The sequence below is a fragment of the Corynebacterium glaucum genome (assembly GCF_002287505.1).
Lineage (GTDB): Bacteria > Actinomycetota > Actinomycetes > Mycobacteriales > Mycobacteriaceae > Corynebacterium > Corynebacterium glaucum.
The window spans coordinates 1,591,684-1,614,114 of record NZ_CP019688.1 but is presented as its reverse complement, the minus strand read 5'-3'; the positions used below and the strand labels follow the sequence as shown (position 1 = coordinate 1,614,114).

The following is a 22,431-nucleotide window of genomic DNA, read 5'->3' as shown; positions in this document are numbered from 1 at the left end:
TGAAACGTACTCACGAAGATTCGACGAAGGGGGAGTCGCTGTGACCACACAGCAGATGCCATCCACCACCACCCGCGGCAACACCGGCCAGCCGCCAGGCCATCCAGATAGCCCGATCGCCGATCAATATGCGCTGGGCAAGGCAGGCGAAGCCGCTGCGGTGCGCTGGTACGAGGAAATGGGGTGCCGGCTGCTCGGCGCGCGCGTGCAGTGCCGCGCTGGCGAACTCGACGCGATCATGCTGGATGCCGACGGCACCGTGGTGTTTATTGAGGTGAAGACCCGCAGAAGCGGCGAGTACGGTGGAGCGGAAGCTGTGACCGCGAAGAAGCTCGCGACCATGCGACGGTGCGCCGCAGAATGGCTGTCACGCCACCCTGAGACAGGTCAAAGGCCGGTGCGGTTTGACGTGGTGGATGTGCGCTTCGATGGGGCAGCGTTCACCGCGCGGCGCTATGAGGGGGTCGACGATGGCGCTTGCTAGCACCTGGAGCGCCACCGTTGAAGGGGTGACGGCGCACATCGTCACCGTCGAGGCCAATGTGGGGCCGGGACTTCCCGGGATGTACATGGTTGGCTTAGGGGACACCGCGGTGAAGGAGTCGCGGGAACGCATCCGTACCGCTGTAGCCAACGCCGCGCTGCCGTGGCCGCGCACCAAGATCATGGTGTCTCTGTCGCCTGCGCACCTGCGTAAAGGTGGGTCGCATTTCGACCTTCCAATCGCCTTGAGTGTGCTCGGGAGTTTGGATCCGCGGGCGCAAGCGCGGCTTCAGCGCACCATGATCATGGGCGAGCTCGCGCTAGATGGCTCTTTGCGACGCGTCGAAGGCGTCCTGCCAATGCTGCTGAAGTTGCAGCAACTGGGCGAGGATGGAACCGGGGACACTGCGGGTGGACGCGCGATCGACACGGTTGTCGTGCCGCGGGCGAATGCGCAGGAGGCGGCGTTGCTCAATCACGGCCACATCTTGGTGGGGGACTCGCTTCCGCAGGTGTGGCGGTGGTTGCTCGGAGAGGTTGAACTCGAAACCGCGTCCGCTGCGCAGGCGTCAGGCTCGGTTGACGGTGGACCAGACTTCGCTGACGTTGCGGGGCAACTGTTCGAGCGAGAAGCGATGGAGGTCGCGGCTGCGGGCGGGCACCACATGCTCATGGTGGGACCACCCGGGTCAGGGAAATCGATGCTCGCTGAACGCTTGCCGACGATCCTTCCGCCGCTGGGGATAGACGAACAGATCACCACGACCGCGTTGCATTCCGCGTCGGGAATCTCTCGCGGTGAGATCGTGGTGCGACGGCCGTTTATCGCGCCGCACCCGTCGCTGACGAAGGTTGAGCTCATTGGCGGCGGTTCTGGCACCCCGCAGCCGGGCGCGGTGAGCCAAGCGCATAACGGCGTGCTGTTTCTCGACGAGGCCTCTGAGATCAATGCGGGAGTGTTGGACGCGCTGCGCATCCCGATTGAAACCGGCCGTGTGGTGATCCGCCGTCACCACCGCGAGCACATGTTCCCAGCGGATTTCCAGCTCATCCTCGCCGCGAATCCGTGTCCGTGCGGTAAGGAGGCAGCGGAGTGCCGGTGCCACCCAACTGCCCGGTCGAATCACTTGGCGAACATTTCGGGACCGCTGCGTGATCGGCTGGACATTTTCTTGCTCACCTCATCCCAGTCGGCGATCGTCAGCCCGGAGGGCGCGGAAAGTTCCGCCGAGATCGCGCAGCGGGTAGCGCAAGCCCGTGAACGGGCGGCGTGGCGCTGGCAGCAGGCGGGCCTTGAGGTTTCAGTGAATGCACGCGTGCCGTCCACCGTCATCCGACGAGATTTCACCGCCGATGAGGAGTCCATGGTGACGCTGCAACGCATGCTGCATCGCCGCGAACTGACACAACGTGGCGTCGACCGGACGTTAAAGCTGGCCTGGACCATTGCTGATCTAGCTGGCGAGGACCTCCCGCATATCGACCACGTGGATAAGGCAATTGCGCTGCGCGGCGGGTTAATGCAGGTGGTGAGCGCATGAGTTCGCTTGCGTCGTGGGCGTACTTGAGCCGGGTCGTGGAGGGGCCTTCACCGCATCTGCAAGCGTTGCTGCGCGCCGGGCACGATGCGGACGAGATCGCCCGTGGCGTGCGCCAAAGGGAGAGGTGGATCGGTGGCTTGTTAGGTCCCACCGAGAGGCGCTTCGAAATTGAACGAGCGGAGGACGATCTGCGCGAGGCGGCGGAGCTGGGCTACCACCTGGTCACGCCTGAGCACTCGAATTGGCCGAGCGAGGCAATTCAGCGCAGTTTCAGCGCGGCCAATTCAGGTGAGCTTGAACGTGGTTGCGAGCCCCACGTGTTGTGGGTGCGCGGCAACCAAAACCTGCCGAGCTTATTTGATGCGGCGGTAGGGATTGTCGGTACCCGCAACGCGTCTGTGTACGGGTACCAGGCCACCGCGGATCTCGTTGGCGGGCTGGCTAAGCATCGCTACACGATTGTTTCCGGTGGGGCGCTGGGCATTGACACCGTGGCCCATGACACGGCATTGGCTGCGGGAACGCCTTCCGTAGTGGTTACTGCGTGCGGGCCGGGAGTGACGTACCCGAGGCAGAACGAGCGCCTCTTCAACCGAGTCGCAACACAGGGCGGGGCAATCATTTCGGAATACCCTCCCGGAACGACTCCTGACCGACATCGTTTTCTCACCCGTAACCGCCTCATTGCCGCGCTGTCACGAGGCAGCGTGGTCATCGAGGCGGCGTACCGCTCGGGGGCGTTGAACACGATGAAGTGGGCTAGGACGTTCAACCGTGTGTGCATGTCAGTGCCAGGCTCCATCATGAGCCAGGGCTCGTTGGGCACGAACCTGCTGATCTACAACAAAGAAGCGCAGATGGTGCTCAATGCTGATCAGATCCACGAGCTCTTAAGCCCCGTCGGCGAGGTCGACGCGCAGATGGCCTTGGAATTCAAACACGAACCTAGCCCGCTCCAGCAGCTGTCTTACAACGAGTTACGCGTCTACGATTCGCTGCCGCCCATTGGCCGCGGAGCGTCCGACGCAGAAACCGTTGCTGCTGCAGCAGGGATGGCCGTGGGGATTACCGTTCACCTGTTGCTTGAACTGGAGCAGCGCAAGCTGGTTGCCCGAGACAAGCGGCTCTGGCGCAGGGTGCCGCTTGGCGACGAGACGCTGGAGTAAACTCCTGTGACGTGAGTGAAGAAAGCGGCCAAATCCAGGCGGCGGTGGAGGACTTTGCCGAACATGCCCGCCTGGTGCTCGGTCGTTCCGAAAACACTGTGCGCGCCTATCAATCCGACCTCGCGCTGCTTACGGGAGTCATCGATCACTTTGCTGACTTCACGCTGGAGAACCTGCGCTTGTGGCTTGCGGATGCTGTTGCGCAAGGCAAAGCTCGTTCGACGCTGGCGCGTCGCACTGCGTCGGTGCGGGCGTTCTCTACGTGGGCGTATCACCAGGGCTACATCGAGGCTGATGTTGCCGCGCGCCTGGTGACGCCGAAGATCAACCGACCGCTGCCAACTGTGGTTCGCCCCGAGACGGCAGAAACGATGGTGTCCGGGGAGGCTACGGAAGAAGAGCGTGCGTCAGGGCCGGAGTCGCTGCGCGACCGCGCCATGCTCGAGCTGCTGTACGCCACGGGCATGCGCGTGGGCGAACTCACCGGTCTTGAAGTTGGCGACTTAGACTTCGGACGCAACCTCGCGAAGGTCACCGGCAAGGGCAACAAGCAACGCGTGGTGCCGTTCGGTGCACCTGCGGAGCGCGCGGTCAAAGCGTGGCTCGATGGCGGGCGCCCGGAGCTCGCCGAAGAGGGTGAAGTCGCGCTCTTTGTAGGCAGTCGGGGCAAGCGGATCGACCCTCGTCAGGTGCGCAGGGTAGTGGAGCGTGCTGCGCAGCGCGCGGGTGCGGCCGACGTGACGCCACACTCCATGCGCCACTCCGCGGCCACGCACCTGCTCGAGGGCGGGGCTGATCTTCGCGTGGTGCAGGAACTGCTCGGGCATTCGAGTCTGCAGACCACGCAGATCTACACGCACGTGTCGGCGCAGCGCCTCAAGAAGGTATACGACCAAGCGCATCCGCGCGCGTAGGTCGGTCGCCCTGCGTGGCTGGTTTGAGGCGGATACGCGGGGCGTCGAGCAGCGTCAACGGGTCGATGTAGGCGTCGGGACCGGTGCGGACTCCCCAGTGCAGGCCGCCGTGTTCACCTGAGTGGGCAGGGACGGGGCGCGCGAGGGTGCCGATCACTTGGCCCTCGTCAACGGAGTCACCGACCGACAGTGAACTGTTGACGGGTTGATAGGTGGTGCGAAGTCCCTCGGGGTAGCTTTCCGAGGGCGGGTGATCGATCGAAACCACCGGGGTGCCGGCCACGACACCGACAAACACCACGGTGCCGCCGCCTGCGGCCATCACGGGCGCGCCGGGACGAGCAGCTAAGTCGACGCCGCGGTGGCCCGGATGCCAGTTCTTCTCCGGGATCTCGGCGCGGCGAGTGACATGCGTCGGATGGGATAACCCGGTGGTCGGGTCAACCCAAGCGAGTGCGGTTGCGGGGGTGAAGAAGAGGATGGCGGCGGTGCAGAGGATCGTCGTTAAGCGAATGCCCATGAAGCGAGCAAACCGCAAACTTTGGGCCCTGCCAAGCGCGTGGACTGCCCTCCTGTGGATAACCGCGAAACGGTGCAAAGGTTATCCACAATCTCGCAGTTCAATTAGGTTTTCTCTCAGGTGGTGGGTAGAGTAATGCGGGCAGTCTGGAAAGGCTGACTACGCGCGCCGATAATGCCAGCTCAGCAACGGTCCCTGTGATTAGGGTGCCGAGGTGGCCCGGTGCCAGGGCGCGAGATAAAAACCCGCGCAGCAAGACTAGGAAAACCGAACGATTTTTCTCCGAAGGAGATCATTCCCATGGCAGTTGTAACCATGCGCGAACTCCTCGACGCGGGTGTGCACTTTGGCCACCAGACGCGTCGCTGGAACCCGAAGATGCGTCGCTTCATCTTCACCGACCGCAACGGCATCTACATCATCGACCTGCAGCAGACGCTGACCTACATCGACGAGGCATACGAGTTTGTCAAGGAGACTGTCGCACACGGCGGCACCATCCTGTTCGTGGGTACCAAGAAGCAGGCTCAGGAGCCGATCCAGGAAGAGGCCGAGCGTGTCGGCATGCCGTACGTGACCCACCGTTGGCTCGGTGGCATGCTCACCAACTTCCAGACCGTGTCCAAGCGCATCGCCCGCATGAAGGAACTGCAGGCCATGGATGCAGCCGAGGAGGGCTACGCAGGCCGCGGTAAGAAAGAAGTGCTCATGCTCAACCGCGAGCGCATCAAGCTTGAGCGCGTGCTGGGCGGCATCTCGGACATGACCAAGGCACCGTCCGCGCTGTGGATCGTGGACACCAACAAGGAGCACATCGCTGTCTCCGAGGCTCAGAAGCTGCGCATCCCGGTCGTGGCCGTGCTGGACACCAACTGTGACCCGGATGTTGTCGATTACCCGATCCCGGGCAACGACGACGCAATCCGCTCCGTGAAGCTGCTCACCCACATCGTGGGCGAGGCTGTTATCGAGGGCAAGCAGCAGCGCGAGGAGCGCCAGCTGGCCAAGGCTCGCGAGGCTGCAGGCGACACTGACGCCAAGATCCAGGCTGAAGCATCTCTGGCCGCTGCTGAGGCAGCTGCATCGGAGGAGGTCTCTGCTGCTGACGCCGGTGCCGCCGCTGCCGCTGCTGAGGCAACCGCACCGCAGGTTGTTGAAGAGGTTGAGCAGCCGGCAGCAGTTCGCGCTGCACAGCAGGCAGAGGCCGCTCCGGCTAACGAGACCGGCAAGGTTGACGAGGGTATCCAGATCTCTGGCACCGAGTCCGCGACCCAGGCGTAAGCCGAAGGCCGCGTAAAACGCCCCCCGCGTTCTAACAAGCCCCGCCCACGCTGTTCTCGAAGCAGCGCGTGCGGGGCTTTACGCTTGCGGCTTTACAACCGTCCCCCGGAAGCGGCCGCGCCCTGTGATGAGCGCCCTTAGCCTGGACCCACCGCTGCCGGGCAAGTCGACTTCGACTACTCTTTCTTACGTTAAACACCATCCATATTGAGGAGGAATCGCCCCGATGGCGAACTACACCGCAGCAGATGTCAAGAAGCTCCGCGAGACCACCGGCTCCGGCATGCTCGACTGCAAGAAGGCACTCGAGGAAACCGGCGGCGACTTCGACAAGGCCGTCGAGCAACTGCGCATCAAGGGCGCGAAGGACGTGGGCAAGCGTGCTGAGCGCAACGCACTTGAGGGCCTGGTTGCAGTTCACGAGAACACCATCGTTGAGATCAACTCCGAGACCGACTTCGTGGCAAAGAACCAGGAGTTCAAGGACATCGCCGCCGAGATCGCAAAGGCTGCGTCTGCAGCGAAGGCGAACTCCCAGGAGGAGCTGGCAAACGCTGACGTGAACGGTGAAACCGCACACGACGTGCTCGAGCGCCTGTCCGCGAAGATCGGTGAGAAGCTGGAGCTGCGCCGCGCCGCCACCATCGAGGGCGACAACATCGAGGCGTACCTGCACCAGAAGGCTGCAGACCTGCCGCCGGCAGTGGGCGTGCTGGTTGCCTACACCGGCGACAACGCTGAAGCTGCGCACCAGGTCGCGCTGCAGATCGCTGCAATGAAGGCTCGCTACCTCAACCAGGAGGACGTCCCGGCTGACGTCATCGAGAAGGAGCGCGCAGTTCAGGAAGAGATCACCCGCAACGAGGGCAAGCCGGAAGCTGCCATCGCCAAGATCGTTGAGGGCCGCATGGGCGGCTTCTTCAAGGATGTTGTGCTGCTCGACCAGCCGTCCCTGGCTGACTCCAAGAAGTCCGTGAAGCAGTTCGCGGATGAGGCTGGCATCCAGATCACCGACTTCGTGCGCTACGAAGTCGGCCAGGCATAAGCCCTGCAAAGCCTGATGACGGCCCCTTGCTCCACGGAGGGCGAGGGGCTTTGTCATGCCCAGTACGACTAAGATCGAACCGGACTTGCCAACCACTTACGCAACATCGATGAAGGAGTGTCTCGCGGTGACTGAGCCGAACACCCAACGCAAAGGATTCAAACGAGTCATGCTGAAGCTGGGTGGTGAGATGTTCGGTGGCGGAAAGGTCGGCATCGACCCTGACGTGGTGGAAAGCGTGGCCGCGCAGATCGCCGAGGTCGCCAAGACTGGCGCCGAAATCGCCGTCGTGATCGGCGGCGGCAACTTCTTCCGCGGCGCGGAATTGCAGCAGCGCGGCATGGACCGTGCCCGCTCCGACTACATGGGCATGCTCGGCACGGTCATGAATTGCCTGGCGCTGCAGGACTTCTTGCAGCAAGAAGGCGTGGATTGCCGCGTGCAAACCGCGATCAACATGGCCCAGATTGCCGAGCCGTACCTGCCGCTTCGTGCAGCCCGACACCTGGAGAAGGGCCGCGTCGTGATCTTCGGCGCGGGTATGGGCATGCCGTACTTCTCCACGGACACCACCGCCGCGCAGCGCGCGCTGGAGATCGGCTGCGAGGTCCTGCTTATGGCGAAGGGCGTGGACGGCGTCTACGACTCCGACCCGCGTACGAACCCGGATGCGAAGTTGTTCGACCAGATCACCCCGCGCGAGGTCATCGAGCAGGGTCTGAAGGTCGCCGACGCCACCGCGTTCTCGCTCTGCATGGACAACAACATGCCGATTCTGGTTTTCAACCTGCTCAAAGAGGGCAACATCGCCCGTGCCGTGGCCGGCGAGCAGGTGGGCACGCTCGTCGCTTAGCGCTCAGCTCCGCCTAAAATTGCCTCAACCTCTGCGGCGAGCGCAAGCAGTTCCGCACCGTTGACAGTCAGCGCACCGAGGTGGATCGGCCCCAGCGCAATCGCGGGCGCCCCGGTGACGTTGAACAGCGAGCACCACGGCGACCACACCGTCTGCTGGTAAAAGCTCTCCTCCGGACTCAGGGAGGAGAAGTACCCCAGCTTCGGCGGGTCGCACGCCAGCGTGGGGGAGAGCAGCACATCCACACCCCACCGGTGCGCCAGAAGCGCCGGCAGTGATTCGCAGTGCTCCTGCGCCGCCGCCATATCCTCCGCCGCAACACGCTGCCCCGCAGCCTTCAGCCACGCAAGATACGCGTTGTCCAGTGGGTCAGTCTTTGCGAAGGCCCGCTTAATCCGTGCGGAAAAGTGCTCGAAGGTCTCGCGGGCCTCAGGGTAGGGGTGAAGTTCCACCACATCGTGGTCAAGGGATCTCGCAAGCTTATCGACGATTTCCCCGCGCCGCCCGTCCACCTCAGCCTCAACGAACAGCGCCTCGGTGAGCACGCCGATCCGCAAGCGTCGATAAGCGGGGCGCTGCCACCCAAGGATGGTGAACTGGTCGGCGACGGTGCGGGTGAGAAACCCGTGGGCGGCCACACTGTGACTGCGGCCTTTGAAACCGACCACCTCGCACGCAGCTGCGGGAACGCGAATCGAACCGCCGGCATCGGTGCCGTGGGCTGCACGGGCTAGGCCCAGACCGACCGCCACACCGGCACCGGTGGAAGACCCTCCTGGTGTGCATCCGGGGTAGGCGGGCGATTCCAAAACGGGCACCCCTTTGCGCTCTGCATAGCAAGTCGCGCCGAGTTCGGACGTGAGCGTCTTGGCGGAGATCGCGGCCCCGGCGTCGAGAAGCATGCCCGCGATCGGATCGTTCTCGGTTGCGATACGCGAGCGCAGCGGGTTGCCATCGGTGGTGGGAAAACCGGCGACATCAGTGGAGTCCTTGATAGGGATCTTCCAGCCCGCGAGCCTCCCGTCACCAGAGCTTCGCAGCGGCTCGGGTGCGACAAAGGTAAACGCGGGGTGGTGCATGGCAACAGTCTAGGGGGCGGGCCCGCTGGTAGATTGAAGGGGAACATTTTGTAGAAGAAGGTAGGAAACCCCATGATTGATGACGTTTTGCTCGACGCCGAAGAGCGCATGACCTCCTCTGTAGATCACACCCGCGACGAGCTGGTCACCATTCGTACCGGCCGCGCGAACCCGGCGATGTTCAACGGCGTGATGGCGGATTTCTACGGCGCACCCACCCCGATCAACCAGATGGCGACGATTTCGGTGCCGGAGCCGCGCATGCTGATCATCAAGCCCTACGACGCGTCCACCATGGGCGAGATCGAGAACGCGATCCGCAACTCTGACCTCGGCGTGAACCCGACCGATGATGGCCAGGTGATCCGTGTGACCATCCCGCAGCTCACCGAGGAGCGCCGCAAGGACCTGGTGAAGCAGGCGAAGCAGAAGGGCGAGGAAGGCAAGGTCGCCATTCGCAACGTTCGCCGCCAGGGCATGGAAGCGCTGAAAAAGATCCAAAAGGACGGCGACGCCGGCGAAGACGAGGTGCAGACCGCAGAGAAGTCTTTGGACAAGACCACGCAGACCTACGTCGCTCAGATCGATGATCTGGTGGCGAAGAAGGAAGCCGAACTCATGGAGGTTTAACCTCCCGCTTTTTCTGCATCCACCCCCACTCAAACAGCACGTCTCATCCCGTACGAAAGCACTGCCTGTGACTGAATCGCGCACCGATCGAATCGCCGCCACTGCTGGGGCAAGCGCCAACGGCGCAAACCCCAGCCGGTGGCCGTCGACTCCGCGGCTCAAAACACCAAAACCCAAGAACAAGGCGGGACGCAACTTGCCTGCGGCAATCATCACCGGTGTGGTGCTTGGCGCGCTGGTTATCGGCGCAGTGTATGTCGGCCCGACGGCCTGGTACCCGCTGGTAGCGGTCGCCGTAGCCCTGGCAATGTGGGAGGTGCTGACCCGCCTGCGTGAGGCCGGCTACCAGCAGCCCCGCACGCTGCTGATCATCCTCGGCCAGATCATGCTCTGGGCATCTTCCGTCTACGCCTCCGGCGGCTTGGTCGGTGCCTACGCCATCACCGTGCTGTTTTTGATGTTCTGGCGCCTGTTCCACAACGGCAGGGAAGCGAAGCCGGAAAACTACCTGCGCGACACGGCGGTGGGCATCTTCGTGCTCACCTGGATTCCGCTGTTCGGATCGTTCGCGGCGATGATCTCGCTTATCGACGAGGGCGGTATCCCAGGCTCCAACTTCATCCTCGCGTTCATGCTCTGCGTGGTGGCGAGCGATGTAGGAGGGTACGTCGCCGGCGTGATGTTCGGGTCCCACCCGATGGCGCCCGCGGTGAGCCCGAACAAAAGCTGGGAAGGATTCGCCGGCTCCATCGTGTTCGGCATCATCACCGGCACGCTGGTGGTGCACTTCCTCATTCAAGGCCCGTGGTGGATGGGCATCATCATGGGTATCGCCCTGGTGGTCTGTGCAACCATGGGTGATCTGGTGGAAAGCCAATTCAAGCGCGAGCTGGGCATCAAAGACATGTCCAACCTGCTTCCGGGCCACGGCGGTCTCATGGACCGTCTCGACGGCATGCTGCCCGCCGCGGCTGCCACCTACGCGCTGCTCAACGCCGCGGTCATCATGAACCCGTTCTAAACTGCGCCCCGCCCGAATGGATTGGCCGGGCGGGCCCGTGACGTGCCACAATGGGGCACATTATGAGCGAAACCAAGGGCACCATCCCCACCATCCAGCTGCTTGCCCCGAAGCGCGGCATGCCGCCGAAGCACTTCGCGGACCTTACTAAAGAAGAACGCATCCACGCGCTCAAAGAGCTCGGCCTGCCGAAGTTCCGCGCTGATCAGATCGCACGCCACTACTACGGCAAGTTCGAGGCCGATCCGCTGACCATGACGGACCTGCCGGAGGCGCAGCGCCAGCTGGTCAAAGACGCGCTGTTTCCCACCCTGCTCACCCCGGTGCGCACCGTAGAAACGGACGAAGGCGACACCACAAAGACGCTCTGGCGCCTGCACGACGGCATCCTGCTGGAATCGGTGCTCATGCGCTACCCGGACCGCGCGACCCTGTGCATCTCCTCGCAGGCCGGATGCGGCATGGCGTGCCCGTTCTGCGCCACCGGCCAAGGCGGCCTCGACCGCAACCTCTCCACCGCAGAGATCGTGGACCAGGTCCGCGAAGCGGCAGCGATGATGGAGGCGGAAGGCTCTCGCCTGTCCAACATCGTCTTCATGGGCATGGGAGAACCGCTGGCCAACTACAACCGCGTCGTTTCCGCGGTGCGCCAGATCACCCAGCCGTCGCCGGACGGCTTCGGCATCTCTCAGCGCAACGTCACCGTTTCCACCGTCGGGCTCGCACCGCAGATTCGCAAGCTCGCCGACGAGGACCTGTCCTGCACACTCGCCGTGAGCTTGCACACCCCGGACGACGAGCTGCGCGACGAGCTCGTGCCCATGAACAACCGTCACTCAGTCGCAGATGTGCTCGACGCCGCGCGCTACTACGCCGATCAGACCGGACGCCGCGTGTCCATCGAGTACGCGCTGATTCGCGACATCAACGACCACGACTTCCGCGCGGACATGCTGGGCAAGAAGCTCCACCAGGCGCTCGGTTCAAAGGTGCACGTCAACCTGATCCCGCTCAACCCCACGCCGGGTTCAAAGTGGGATGCTTCGCCTAAGGCGCGCCAGGACGAGTTCGTCCGCCGCGTCATTGCGCAGGGCGTGACCTGCACCGTCCGCGACACGAAGGGCCAGGAGATCGCAGCGGCTTGCGGCCAGCTCGCCGCTGACGAGAAGGCAGGATAAGAGTTTTTCGCTTGACGACGAAGGCCCGGTCCCCAACAACGGGGATCCGGGCCTTAAGCGTTTCGGCGCTGAGCGGCTAGCGGCGGGTGGCGCGCTCGCGAGGCTCGACGCGGACGACCTCAACCTGTTCGGTCTCGTGGACCGGTGCGCCCGCGAGCGTGCGCTGCTGCCCAGCAACGCCCTGCTGTGCGGAGCCGGTGCGCAGGTGAGCGATACGGGACGGGTCGATGTTCAGCGCGCGCAGCTGGCGCTCGTCGAGGTTCTCGTAGACACCGGAGAGGGTCTTCTGGTCGTATGCCCAGTCCGGCTCCTGGTGGCCGATCGGCTTGTTGTGGGCAGTGACGGTGCGAACCTGGTTCAGCTTCGGCTGGGTCGCGTGAATGAGCAGGCCAAGCGCCATCAGGACAGCCAAGGAGATGAGCCAGACGGTCTCAACGTGGCCCTGGTGGTTGCCGAAGTTGTAGGCAACGAGCACCAGCACGGAGATCCAGCCCGCAGCCTGCACTGCGCCGCGACCCATCTCGCTCCAACCGAAGCGCGCGGAAGGCACATCTGCTTCAGAAACGCCGTTGTAGACCTGCGGCTGACGGGTGTTGTCGTGGTGGGCCACTGCCATCTCTCCTTTATCTGAACAGTATTGGCGCCATTGTCTCACACCCACGGCGACGTATGGCAACGAATACCCCCTAAACCACCGAAAGTTTTACCGCCGCGAAAGCGTGCCACAATGAACGGCGTGAAAACAGTTCTCATTTTGGGTTCCACGGGCTCCATCGGCACGCAGGCGTTTGAGGTCATCGGAGCTAATCGCGAGGCATTCGTGGTCGCCGGGATCGCTGCGGCCGGCAGCGATCCGGACGCGATCATCGCCCAAGCCCGGGAGTTCAATCTGCGTCCGGATCAGGTGGCAGTGTCGCGCAGCGATGCCGCAAAGCAGGTCGCTGAGGCTCTCGGTGGCGAGGTGATCTCAGGCGAGGACGCCGCGCGTCAGCTGATCGAGGCTCACCCTGCCGACGTGGTGCTCAATGCGCTGGTGGGTGCTGCCGGCTTGAGCTCAACCATCGCGACCCTGGACGCAGGTTCCGTCCTCGCGCTGGCGAATAAGGAATCACTGGTGGCGGGTGGACGCTTCGTCGTCAAGCAAGCTCAGCCCGACCAGCTGGTGCCGGTGGATTCCGAACATTCCGCGATGGCCCAGTGCCTGCGAGCTGGGCGAGCTGAGGAAGTAGCGAGGTTTGTGCTGACCGCTTCCGGCGGGCCGTTTCGGCGCTGGAGCCGCGAGGAGATGATGGAGGTGACTCCGGCGCAGGCGGTGACGCATCCGACCTGGTCGATGGGGCGGATGAACACCATCAACTCCGCGACGATGGTGAACAAGGGGTTGGAGCTCATCGAGGCCGCGCTGCTGTTCGATATCGACCCGGACATTATCGACGTCACCGTGCACCCCCAGTCCGTCATCCACTCGATGGTGACGTTTGTGGATGGGGCGTCGATTGCGCAGGCCTCGCCGCCGTCGATGAAGATGCCGATTGCGCACGCGCTCGCTTGGCCTGGTCGGGTGAACGGTGCGCAGCCTGCGCTGGATTTCTCTGAGGCGTTTTCATGGACGTTTGAACCGGTGGACAACGAGGCATTTCCGGCCGTGGAGCTTGCGCGCAGCGCGGTGAAGCAGGGCGATCCGTACCCGGCGATTTACAACGCGGCGAACGAGGTCGCCGTCGACGCGTTCTTCGCTGAGCGGATCAGGTTCCCGGAGATTGTGGATGTGATTGCAGAGGTCGTCGGGGCGGCGGGGGAGTACGCCCGCGTGCCCGGCAGTGTCGAGGAGATCCTGGCTGTGGACGGCAGAGCGCGCGAGGCTGCGGCCGAGGTGATTGAGCGCATCGAGGCTGGGCGCTAACCGTGGGAGCGCTCGGCATCATTCTTTTTGCGCTCGGCATCGCGGCCTCCGTCGCGCTGCACGAGGCGGGGCACATGTTCACCGCGCGTGCGTTCGGCATGCGGGTGCGGCGGTATTTCATCGGGTTCGGCCCGAAGGTGTGGTCCACCACCAAGGGCCACACTGAATACGGCATCGCGGCGCTTCCGTTCGGCGGCTATTGCGAGATCGCCGGCATGACGGCGATGGATCCGGTGACGCCGGAAGAGGCGCCGCACGCGATGATGCATAAGCCCGCGTGGCAGCGCATTGCCGTGATGATCGGCGGCATTGTGATGAACCTGCTCATCGGCGTGGTCACGCTCTACCTTGTCGCGGTGCTCTCGGGCATCCCGAACCCTGACGCCGACTACTCGCCGCGGGTGGGGGAGCTGACCTGCACCTCGGACCAGATCGACCGAGAGACGCTCGCCGACTGCTCAGGCCCTGGACCCGCGGAGCGTGCCGGACTGCGCGCAGGGGACGTGATCCTTGCCGTTGACGGCCGAGAAGTCGAGCAGTTCTACGAGGTACGCGATTACGTCTTTGCCCATCCCGGGGAAACAGTCGAGATCGCTTACGAGCGCGACGGCGCAGTGAGCACCGCCAACGTCGAGGTCGATCCCGTAACCCGAATCAACCTGCAGACCGGCGAGGTGATCGAAGCGGGCGCGATCGGCGTAGCTGCGGCGCCAGTCAAGGATCCGGTGAAGCAGTTCGGCCCGCTTGAGGCGGTGCCCGCAACAGCGAAGTTCACCGGCGAGATGCTCGGAGCAACAGTGCAGGGCATCATCTCCTTCCCGTCGAAGATTCCGGGCGTGGTCGCATCCATCTTTGGTGCGGAGCGCGACATCGAAGGCCCGGTGAGCGTGATCGGCGCCTCGCGGGCTGGTGGCGAGCTGGTGGAGCGGCAGGCTTGGCCGGTGTTCTTCATGATGCTGGCCAGCATGAACTTCTTCCTTGCGCTGTTCAACCTGGTACCGCTGCCACCGCTCGACGGCGGGCACATCGCGGTGATCCTCTACGAGAAGATCCGCGAATTCGTCCGCCGTCTGCGAGGCCTGCCGCCGGGCGCGCCCGTGGACTACCGCAAGCTCATGCCGCTGACGTACACCATGGCGATTCTGCTCCTTGGCGTCGGCGTGTTTGTGATGGTCGCGGACGTGATCAACCCGGTCCGGCTCTTCGGGTAAGGCACGCTTCCGGTGCTAAGGTAGGCCCCATGAATCTCCCCATCGGATTAGGCATTCCTGAAGGCCCGCCGCCGACGCTGGCGCCTCGGCGCAAGACCCGCCAGCTCATGGTCGGCGACGTGGGGGTTGGTTCGGATTACCCGATCACCGTGCAGTCCATGACCACCACCAAGACGCACGACATCAACGCCACGCTGCAGCAGATTGCCCAGCTGGCTACCGCCGGCTGCGACATTGTGCGCGTCGCGTGCCCGAAGACGGTCGACGCGGAGGCCCTCCCGGCGATTGCCGCGAAGAGCCCGATTCCGGTGATCGCGGACATCCACTTTCAGCCGAAGTACATCTTCGCGGCGATCGACGCCGGCTGCGCCGCGGTGCGTGTGAACCCCGGCAACATCAAGGAGTTCGACGGCCGCGTCAAGGAAGTCGCGAAGGCGGCAGGGGATGCGAACATTCCGATCCGCATCGGCGTCAACGGCGGTTCCTTGGACCCGCGCCTGCTGCAAAAGTACGGTAAGGCCACCCCGGAGGCACTGGTTGAGTCCGCGATCTACGAGGCCGGCCTGTTCGAGGAGCACGGCTACGGCGACATCGCGATCTCAGTAAAGCACTCCGATCCGGTGCTGATGGTCGAGGCGTACCGCCAGCTCGCCGAGGTCACCGACTACCCACTCCACCTCGGCGTCACCGAGGCCGGCCCGAAGTTCATGGGCACGATCAAGTCCTCGGTGGCCTTCGGCGCGCTGCTCGCAGAAGGTATCGGCGACACCATCCGCGTCTCCCTCTCGGCTGACCCGGTCGAGGAGATCAAGGTGGGCGATCAGATCCTGCAGTCGCTCAACCTGCGTCCCCGCAAGCTCGAGATCGTCTCCTGCCCGTCGTGCGGCCGCGCTCAGGTGGACGTGTACAAGCTCGCCGAAGAGGTCACCGCGGGCCTGGATGGTATGGAGTTCCCGCTGCGAGTCGCGGTCATGGGCTGCGTCGTCAACGGTCCCGGCGAGGCTCGCGATGCGGACCTCGGTGTCGCGTCCGGCAACGGCAAGGGCCAGATCTTTGTCAAGGGCGAAGTCGTCGAGACGGTGCCGGAGGACCAGATCGTAGAGACCCTGATCGCGCACGCGAACCGCATCGCCGAGGAGGAGGGCCTCGAGCAGATCTCTGGCGCGAAAGCAGAGGTCAAGGTTACGCGCTAGACGCGAATAGACACCTCTCAGACAGCACCGGTTCGCCCGCCGGTGCTGTTACCTTTTTCCCATGCGCCGTCTCTTCGCCCTGCTCGCAAGCACAATGCTCCTTGCGGCAGGGCTCGTCGGCTGCACCCCGCGCCCCAATTCCGCCGAGCCGGTGGCTGAGGCAGTCCTTGAAGCAATCGCGTCGCGCGAGTTCGGGGAGCTTCCATCGCTTGTCGACGACCCCTTGGCTGCGCAATCCTCCATCGAGACGACCTGGAGCGGGCTGCAAGCAGAGGCGTTGAGCACAGAGCTCACCAACCTCTCTCAGAACGACACGCTGGCCACCGCCACCTACACGATGACGTGGACGCTGCCGCGCGAGCGCGAGTTCGCCTACGACGCCACCATGACGCTCACCCAGGAAGGCGAGGAGTGGACCGCGCGCTGGCAGCCGTCGGTGATGCACCCGAAACTCGGTGCGCACCAGCACCTCGAACTGCGAGCGATTCAAGCCCGTCAGGCGAGTGTGGTGTCTTCCGACGGTGTTGAGCTGCTGCGTCCGGGCGTGGCCTACCGCGTGCTGGTAGAGCCGTCGGCGATGCGCTCCGCCCCGGACACCGCGCAGCGCATCGCGTCCGCCCTCGCGGCCGCGCACGAGAGTGACGCCACCGTGCCACTGCGCGACGCTGGAGACCTGACACCCACTCTGGAAAACGCGAGCGACACCTACTCCGTGGCAGTAATCCCCGCCTCCGCAAAGGGCGAATTCGAGTCCGCCCTCGGGGAGGTTCCCGGTGTGCGCTTGAACGAGGAAGCCGCCATGGTGAACGCCGATCCCAGCTTCGCTTCCGACATCATGGCGCGTGTGGGCCAGCTCGTTGGGGATGACCTGGAGGGCGAGCCCGGGTGGAGCGTGTCCGTCGTTAATGAAAATGGTGCTGAATACGAGCAGGTGAAGCGATCCGACCCGGAGCCCTCACCTGCGATTGAGATCAGCCTTGACCACCAGGTGCAGCGGGCCGCGGAGGAAGCGCTCACGGCGGTGGGCGGCCAGCAAGCAATGATCGTAGCGATTCGCCCGTCCACTGGCGGTGTGCTCGCGATCGCGCAGACTGCGGAGGCTGACCGCGACGGCAACTTGGCGACGATGGGGCAGTACCCGCCTGGCTCGACGTTCAAGATCATTACCTCGGCCGCCGGCTTGGAGCGCCAAGACCTCACACCGGACAGCATCGTGCCGTGCCCGAGCACGATGGACCTTTACGGCCGTGTGGTGACCAACTACGCGGGCTTCGGGCTAGGTAGCGTGCCGCTGGAAACCGCGTTCGCCCGCTCCTGCAACACGACGTTTGCTGATATGTCGACCCGCCTTGCGCCGGGTGAGCTGCAGGACGTGGGCAAGCAGTTCGGGCTCGGGCTGGATTTCACCATCCCCGGCCTTGAAACAATCACCGGCTCCATCCCGGAGGGCGAGACCCCGCTTGAGCGCACGGAGGCGGGCTACGGCCAGGGCTACGACCTGGTGAGTCCCTTCGGTATGGCCTTGGTGTCCGCGACTGCCGCGCATGGGCAGATGCCGGTGCCGTACCTGATTGCCGGTGAGACCACTGAGGTTGCAGAGCAGGTGGATCAGCTCAGCGGGGAAGCGGTGGAGCAGCTGCAGCGCTTGATGGCGTCTGTGACCGCGCCCGGTGGTACCGCGGCCGGAATGAGCGCCGGGGGCGACATTCGCGGCAAGACCGGTGAGGCGGAGTTCACCGGCGGCTCGCACGCCTGGTTCACGGGTTACCGCGCGGATGATGACATCGCGTTTGCGACCTTGGTGGTGCGCGGCGGCGGATCGGGGATTGCGGTGCAGTTGACCGATGCGATGCTGCGCAACTTGGATGCCGCCCGAAACCCGTAGCCTGCCCCACCCGCGGAGTGAGTGGAAATCGGGGGACTAGCATTGCACCCATGAACCAACGTGGACTGCTGACCCCAGGCAAACCGACACCGATCCGCACCGTGCCGAAGTCGATTGAACGGCCCGAATACGCGTGGAAGAACGAGGTGCAGGAAAACGTCGGGGAGCCGTTTGTTCAAACCCCCGAAACTATCGAAGCGATGCGTGAGGCGAGCAAGATCGCGGCGAATGCCCTCGCGGTCGGAGGTGCGGAGATCAAACCGGGCGTGACGACGGATCACGTCGACGGCATCATCCACGAGTATCTGCTTGATCACGGTGCGTACCCGTCGACGCTGGGCTACCGGGGTTACCCGAAATCGAGCTGCATCTCCCTGAATGAGATTGTGTGCCACGGGATCCCGGACACCACCGAGATCCGGGAAGGCGACATCGCCAACATCGACGTCACCGCGTACAAGAACGGAGTGCACGGCGACACGAATGCGACATTCTTCGCTGGGGAAATTGCCGAGGAGCACCGCCTCTTGGTGGATCGCACGTACGAGGCGATGATGCGCGGCATCAAGGCGGCGAAACCTGGTCGAGAAATCAACGTGATTGGCCGCGTGATCGAGTCCTACGCGAAACGCTTCGGATACAACGTGGTCACCGATTACACAGGCCACGGCGTGGGCACGACCTTCCACAACGGTCTCGTCGTGCTGCATTACGACTCGGATGTTTACCGCGACGTGCTGGAGCCGGGTATGACGCTGACCATCGAACCGATGATCAACCTCGGCAGCCTGGAGCACACCGTGTGGGACGACGATTGGACCGTGCAGAATGTAGACGGCGAATACACTGCCCAGTTCGAGCACACCATCGTGATTACTGAGGACGGCAACGAAATCCTGACGATCCCTGACGCAGACCTGGCGGCGGGCCAGCATATGTTGGGGGCTGCGAAGTAACGGGGTCCACGCTTTTCAAGAGCAACCCGGGACAGCAAAATGCTCCTGTCCGTATTGGACAGGAGCTTTCTTCTTGCTTGGGTAGCGCTGGGCTACGAAAGCACTTAGGCCGGGAGCAGGCCGTTGAACTTCGCGAAGTTCACGCCAGCGATAACGAGGCCAATCACAGCGCCGATAGCGGCGATGATGGTGCCGTCAACCCAGATGCGTGCCCACTGCGGCATGCGCTCGGAGTTGGTCTCCTTGCCGAAGCCGTCGCGGCCGTCGAAGCGCTCCTCGGTGTCGGTGTTGGGCAGTGCGCGGGAGGAGCCAACGCCCTCGGAGGAGCCCTGGAAAGCATCGGAGATGATCTCGCTGGACGGCTTGTCGGTCTCCTGCTCGAAGCCCTTGAAGATCGAGTCGGTCTGGTCGCCGGTGTGCAGGACGGTGCGGTCGGAAGCGTCGGCCTCCGGGGTGGTCTCGGCGACTGCGGCGGTGGTGCCGGAAACGATCAGAGCGAGTGCGGTCGCGGAAGCGGCAGCTGCGGTGCGGAAGTTACGCATCAGATTCCTTCTTTCTAAAGGTGTGTGGAAGTGGTTGCGGAAATCCGCGATTTAGAGGCCGTGGACAACGAAGTTGTACAGCGGAGCGACGATCAGGCCGAACGCAGCTGCGACAGAAGCGAAGATGGACAGGCCGTAGAGGATCTTGGCCCAAACCGGCTGCTGCTCGAAGGTCTCGGACTCGCCTGCAGCCTCACCCTTGGAGGAGCCGAACAGGGCCGGGCCGTATGCAGTCTGGTCAGACTCAAGGCTGTTGCCAATGCGGGAGGACAGGGAGCCCTCAGCGTTGGTCGGCTGCTCGACGCCCTGCACGGTGGCGTTGGTGGTGTTGTTGGAGGATGCAGCAGCATCCTGTGCCAGAGCGACAGAGGTGGAGCCGAAAGCAACAGCAACGGCGGTGGCACCTGCGAAGGCTGCCTTGCGGAGGTTACGCATGAAACGAAGTCCTTTACGTGTAGTACTTACTTGGATCCTGGACACAAGGGAAGCCCCCCGACGTCCAGGGGTCGCCGATTACTATAACGGTAAGTTCTCAAGTTTGCACTAATGGGATAGGAATTCATTCAAAGGTTCAGCGAAACCTGAGAGTTACCCCTCAGTAAACGTAAGATCCAGCCCAAGAATTGCATTTTCAGTCACTTCCGCGAGTGCCGGGTGGATCCAGTACTGCTTTCGCGGCACCTCGCGGAGGTCAAGATCGAACGCCATGATCGTGATCGCCTGCTGGATCAAGGTCGACGCTTGCGGGCCCATGTAGTGGGCGCCGAGCAAGCGCCCATTCGACCGGTCCGCGATCAATTTCACTACGCCGGTGGAATCTTCCAGGGCCCAGCCGTAAGCGACATCGCCGTAGTTCTGCACCTTCACGGTAACGTCGTAGCCGGCTGCCACCGCCTGGTCTTCGGTCAAGCCCACGGTGGCGATCTGCGGGTGCGTGAACACCGCCCAAGGGACGTGCTCGTGCGGCATCGTTCTGGTCGGAGCCTCGCCATTGAACGCGCTGATCACGTTGGTACCCACAGCGCGTGCTTCGGCGTTGGCTACGTGCTTGAGCTGGTAGGGCGAGGACACGTCGCCGAGCGCCCAGACACCATCCGCGGTGGTGCGGCCGTATTCGTCGACCTTCACCCGGCCACTTGGATCCAACTCGACTCCGCCGGTGGGCGCGTCGAGGAGATCGCCGTTCGGGATGCGGCCCGTGGCAATGAGAAGGTGTTGGGAGGTGACCACGGAGTCGTCGTCAAGCACAAGCTCGATGCCCCCGGAAACCTCGCGGGCGGAGACGACACTGCCCCGCTTGACGTTGAACCGCTTTTGGGCGATGTCGTTGAACTGCTCGCCGATGGTGGCGTCGAGGGTGCGCAGGAAGGGCGAACGGGAGACGATGGTGACGTCGGTGCCCAGTGCCTCGAAGACGTGCGCGAACTCCATGGCAATGAAGCCGCCGCCGACGATAGTGAGGGATTTCGGTTGCTCCGGCAGACGCATGATGTCGTCGTTGGTGTGGTAGCTCACGCCCTCGGCCCAGGAGGGGATGCGCGGGCGCGCACCCGCAGCGATGATGATTTGTTCTGCGGTGATGGTGGCCGCTTCGCCGGCCTGGCCGGTGGAGAGCGTGCGTTCGCCGATGAAACGGGCGGGCATGTCGTAGACGTCGACGTTGGGGCAGGAGTCGCCGCGGCGGTATTCCTCGCCACCGGCAGCGATGAGGTCGATGCGGTTAGTGAATACGCGGTCGACGATTGCGGGCCAGTCGGCCCCTTTGAATTCGAGGTCGATGCCGAGTCGGGCCGAGTCGCGGGCTTCGAACGCGGTGTCTGCGGCAAGGACGTACATCTTCGTGGGGATGCAGCCGACGTTGAGGCACGTGCCGCCGAACTTGCCGTGTTCCACGATGGCGACCCGTTTGTCGTCGAAGCGCTCGTCCAGGATGCTGTTGCCGGACCCGGTGCCGATGATGATCAGGTCGTAATGCGTTGCGCTCACAGTTGCTCCAGCCATTCAGTCGTGGTTTTGTAAGCGACCTCGCGCGCGAAGGGTTCCGAAAGGAAAACGTCGTGGCGCGCGCCGTCGATAGTCTTGGTTTCCGTTACTTCGGCCACCTTGGGGGCCCACTTGCGGATCTGCTCGACGTCGAGAACTGTGTCTGCGGCGTCTGCAGCGGGAGAGTAGTCCTCGCCGAGGTAGGAGTGCGAAGACATCATGGTCAAGGTGGGGACGCCGGTATCGACCTCGCCGCTGTGGATCTCTTCCTGGGCCTTCACGACCGCGCGGATCCACCCCATATATTTGCGGTGCCCGTCGAGCGGCTTCATCTCCGTGTTGAACCTCCACTCGCCGTGCTGGCTCTCGTGGATCGAAGCACCGTAGGCACCAAGGCCGCCGTTGGGCAGAGGCATAAGCGGAATGGCTCGACCGAGAAGCTTGATCACTGGACGTCCGAGACGGACTGCGAGCGGATTGAACTGGAGATCCAGCCACGGGCTGTTGAGAATCATGCCCTTCAGCTTCGCGTGATTGGCCGGGTCTTCGCGGCGCAGGTGATCTGCCCAGAGCGGCGCGATGAGGCCGCCGGTGGAGTGGGCGAACGGTACCACCGAACCGTGCTGCTTGGCGACGATCTCGAGCGCCCAGGTCAGTTCCGGAAAGTAGTGCGCCATTTCTGTGGTGTAGTGCCAGCGCTGGCCGCGGGTGCGGGCCCGTCCGCAACGACGCAGATCAATCGCGTAGAACGGGTAGCCCTGCGAAGTGAAGTACTCCGCAACGTGGGTTTGGAAGAAGTAATCCGAGAGCCCATGGATCCATAACAGTGCGGGTTTGTCCGCCTTCGCATTTGCATTGCCTGCGGTGGCGCGTACGAGGACTGCGCGCACATCTTTCCCGGTGTCCGGATCCTCACCGAGCTCAAGCGCGGCCTGCTCATAGCCGTCTCCCAAGATGTCCGGCATCCACGTCGGCTCCAGGTTTTTTGAACTCATGACCCCGATACTAGCCACCTTTGCGGAGCACTCGGGCGGGGCAGCGTATTGT

Annotated in this window: 22 protein-coding genes; 15 read left to right on the top strand and 7 right to left on the bottom strand. The window is 63.6% G+C overall.

Translation table 11 applies throughout. The annotated features are described in order from the left end of the window. The first annotated feature begins 40 nt into the window (after positions 1 to 40). Genes CGLAU_RS07860 through CGLAU_RS07845 form a run of 4 tightly spaced genes read left to right on the top strand, consistent with a single transcriptional unit; the run spans position 41 to position 4,104 of the window. On the top strand, positions 41 to 484 hold the full coding sequence (locus tag CGLAU_RS07860; RefSeq protein ID WP_095660213.1) for a YraN family protein: 444 nt from the start codon (positions 41 to 43) through the stop codon (positions 482 to 484). Then, positions 471 to 2,024: a YifB family Mg chelatase-like AAA ATPase gene (locus CGLAU_RS07855; protein WP_095660212.1), complete on the top strand. Its 1,554-nt coding sequence runs from the start codon at positions 471 to 473 to the stop codon at positions 2,022 to 2,024. The genes CGLAU_RS07860 and CGLAU_RS07855 overlap by 14 nt, the downstream gene beginning before the upstream one ends. After that, positions 2,021 to 3,190, top strand: a complete 1,170-nt coding sequence (dprA, locus tag CGLAU_RS07850; RefSeq protein ID WP_095660211.1) for a DNA-processing protein DprA — start codon at positions 2,021 to 2,023, stop codon at positions 3,188 to 3,190. Before CGLAU_RS07855 ends, dprA begins: the two co-directional genes overlap by 4 nt. Positions 3,191 to 3,201: 11 nt before the next feature. Then, entirely contained in the window at positions 3,202 to 4,104 is a 903-nt protein-coding gene (locus CGLAU_RS07845; protein WP_232507079.1) for a tyrosine recombinase XerC, read from the top strand. Here the strand turns inward: CGLAU_RS07845 and CGLAU_RS07840 are convergent. Next, positions 4,067 to 4,624, bottom strand: a complete 558-nt coding sequence (locus CGLAU_RS07840) for a M23 family metallopeptidase (RefSeq protein WP_095660210.1) — start codon at positions 4,622 to 4,624, stop codon at positions 4,067 to 4,069. The two genes, CGLAU_RS07845 and CGLAU_RS07840, sit on opposite strands and share 38 nt — an antisense overlap. A gap of 300 nt (positions 4,625 to 4,924) precedes the next feature. On the opposite strand from CGLAU_RS07840, the gene rpsB reads away from it, so the two are divergent. From rpsB to pyrH, 3 genes are all read left to right on the top strand, one after another. After that, a complete protein-coding gene (gene rpsB, locus CGLAU_RS07835) occupies positions 4,925 to 5,905 on the top strand; it encodes a 30S ribosomal protein S2 (RefSeq protein ID WP_232507078.1) in 981 nt (326 codons plus the stop codon). Positions 5,906 to 6,131: 226 nt separating this feature from the next. Then, entirely contained in the window at positions 6,132 to 6,950 is an 819-nt protein-coding gene (tsf, locus tag CGLAU_RS07830) for a translation elongation factor Ts (RefSeq protein ID WP_095660209.1), read from the top strand. A 109-nt stretch (positions 6,951 to 7,059) separates the two neighbouring features. After that, a complete protein-coding gene (gene pyrH / locus CGLAU_RS07825; RefSeq protein ID WP_095660208.1) occupies positions 7,060 to 7,803 on the top strand; it encodes a UMP kinase in 744 nt (247 codons plus the stop codon). Here the strand turns inward: pyrH and CGLAU_RS07820 are convergent. After that, positions 7,800 to 8,882 carry an amidase family protein gene (locus CGLAU_RS07820; protein ID WP_095660207.1) on the bottom strand — a complete coding sequence of 361 codons (1,083 nt, stop codon included), beginning with the start codon at positions 8,880 to 8,882 and terminating at the stop codon, positions 7,800 to 7,802. The genes pyrH and CGLAU_RS07820 overlap by 4 nt on opposite strands. Positions 8,883 to 8,954: 72 nt before the next feature. On the opposite strand from CGLAU_RS07820, the gene frr reads away from it, so the two are divergent. The 3 genes from frr to rlmN all read left to right on the top strand — a co-directional run bounded on the left by frr (position 8,955) and on the right by rlmN (position 11,711). After that, positions 8,955 to 9,512, top strand: coding sequence for a ribosome recycling factor (frr, locus tag CGLAU_RS07815; RefSeq protein WP_095660206.1), 558 nt, complete (start codon positions 8,955 to 8,957; stop codon positions 9,510 to 9,512). 67 nt (positions 9,513 to 9,579) lie between these two features. Next, positions 9,580 to 10,533 carry a phosphatidate cytidylyltransferase gene (locus tag CGLAU_RS07810; protein WP_415877121.1) on the top strand — a complete coding sequence of 318 codons (954 nt, stop codon included), beginning with the start codon at positions 9,580 to 9,582 and terminating at the stop codon, positions 10,531 to 10,533. 62 nt (positions 10,534 to 10,595) lie between these two features. Beyond that, on the top strand, positions 10,596 to 11,711 hold the full coding sequence (gene rlmN, locus CGLAU_RS07805; protein ID WP_095660204.1) for a dual-specificity RNA methyltransferase RlmN: 1,116 nt from the start codon (positions 10,596 to 10,598) through the stop codon (positions 11,709 to 11,711). A gap of 76 nt (positions 11,712 to 11,787) precedes the next feature. Here rlmN and CGLAU_RS07800 read toward each other — a convergent pair whose 3' ends face one another. Then, a complete protein-coding gene (locus CGLAU_RS07800; protein ID WP_095660203.1) occupies positions 11,788 to 12,327 on the bottom strand; it encodes a DUF2631 domain-containing protein in 540 nt (179 codons plus the stop codon). A 111-nt stretch (positions 12,328 to 12,438) separates the two neighbouring features. Here CGLAU_RS07800 and dxr point away from each other — a divergent pair, with 111 nt between their 5' ends. The 5 genes from dxr to map all read left to right on the top strand — a co-directional run bounded on the left by dxr (position 12,439) and on the right by map (position 18,859). Continuing rightward, positions 12,439 to 13,614: a 1-deoxy-D-xylulose-5-phosphate reductoisomerase gene (gene dxr / locus CGLAU_RS07795; RefSeq protein ID WP_095660202.1), complete on the top strand. Its 1,176-nt coding sequence runs from the start codon at positions 12,439 to 12,441 to the stop codon at positions 13,612 to 13,614. Positions 13,615 to 13,616: 2 nt separating this feature from the next. Continuing rightward, entirely contained in the window at positions 13,617 to 14,825 is a 1,209-nt protein-coding gene (locus tag CGLAU_RS07790) for a M50 family metallopeptidase (RefSeq protein WP_095660201.1), read from the top strand. A gap of 29 nt (positions 14,826 to 14,854) precedes the next feature. After that, entirely contained in the window at positions 14,855 to 16,018 is a 1,164-nt protein-coding gene (gene ispG, locus CGLAU_RS07785; protein WP_095660200.1) for a flavodoxin-dependent (E)-4-hydroxy-3-methylbut-2-enyl-diphosphate synthase, read from the top strand. Between the two features lie 61 nt (positions 16,019 to 16,079). Further along, a complete protein-coding gene (locus tag CGLAU_RS07780; protein ID WP_095660199.1) occupies positions 16,080 to 17,903 on the top strand; it encodes a penicillin-binding transpeptidase domain-containing protein in 1,824 nt (607 codons plus the stop codon). 50 nt (positions 17,904 to 17,953) lie between these two features. Then, a complete protein-coding gene (gene map / locus CGLAU_RS07775) occupies positions 17,954 to 18,859 on the top strand; it encodes a type I methionyl aminopeptidase (RefSeq protein ID WP_095660198.1) in 906 nt (301 codons plus the stop codon). Positions 18,860 to 18,963: 104 nt separating this feature from the next. Here the strand turns inward: map and CGLAU_RS07770 are convergent, their stop codons facing one another. The 4 genes from CGLAU_RS07770 to CGLAU_RS07755 all read right to left on the bottom strand — a co-directional run bounded on the left by CGLAU_RS07770 (position 18,964) and on the right by CGLAU_RS07755 (position 22,379). Further along, positions 18,964 to 19,401: a hypothetical protein gene (locus tag CGLAU_RS07770; RefSeq protein WP_095660197.1), complete on the bottom strand. Its 438-nt coding sequence runs from the start codon at positions 19,399 to 19,401 to the stop codon at positions 18,964 to 18,966. A 51-nt stretch (positions 19,402 to 19,452) separates the two neighbouring features. Next, positions 19,453 to 19,836 carry a hypothetical protein gene (locus CGLAU_RS07765; RefSeq protein ID WP_095660196.1) on the bottom strand — a complete coding sequence of 128 codons (384 nt, stop codon included), beginning with the start codon at positions 19,834 to 19,836 and terminating at the stop codon, positions 19,453 to 19,455. 153 nt (positions 19,837 to 19,989) lie between these two features. Further along, complete coding sequence (gene mtr / locus CGLAU_RS07760) at positions 19,990 to 21,402, bottom strand: mycothione reductase (protein WP_095660195.1); 1,413 nt, start codon at positions 21,400 to 21,402, stop codon at positions 19,990 to 19,992. Next, on the bottom strand, positions 21,384 to 22,379 hold the full coding sequence (locus tag CGLAU_RS07755) for an alpha/beta hydrolase (protein ID WP_095660194.1): 996 nt from the start codon (positions 22,377 to 22,379) through the stop codon (positions 21,384 to 21,386). The genes mtr and CGLAU_RS07755 overlap by 19 nt, the downstream gene beginning before the upstream one ends. Positions 22,380 to 22,431 lie beyond the last annotated feature (52 nt).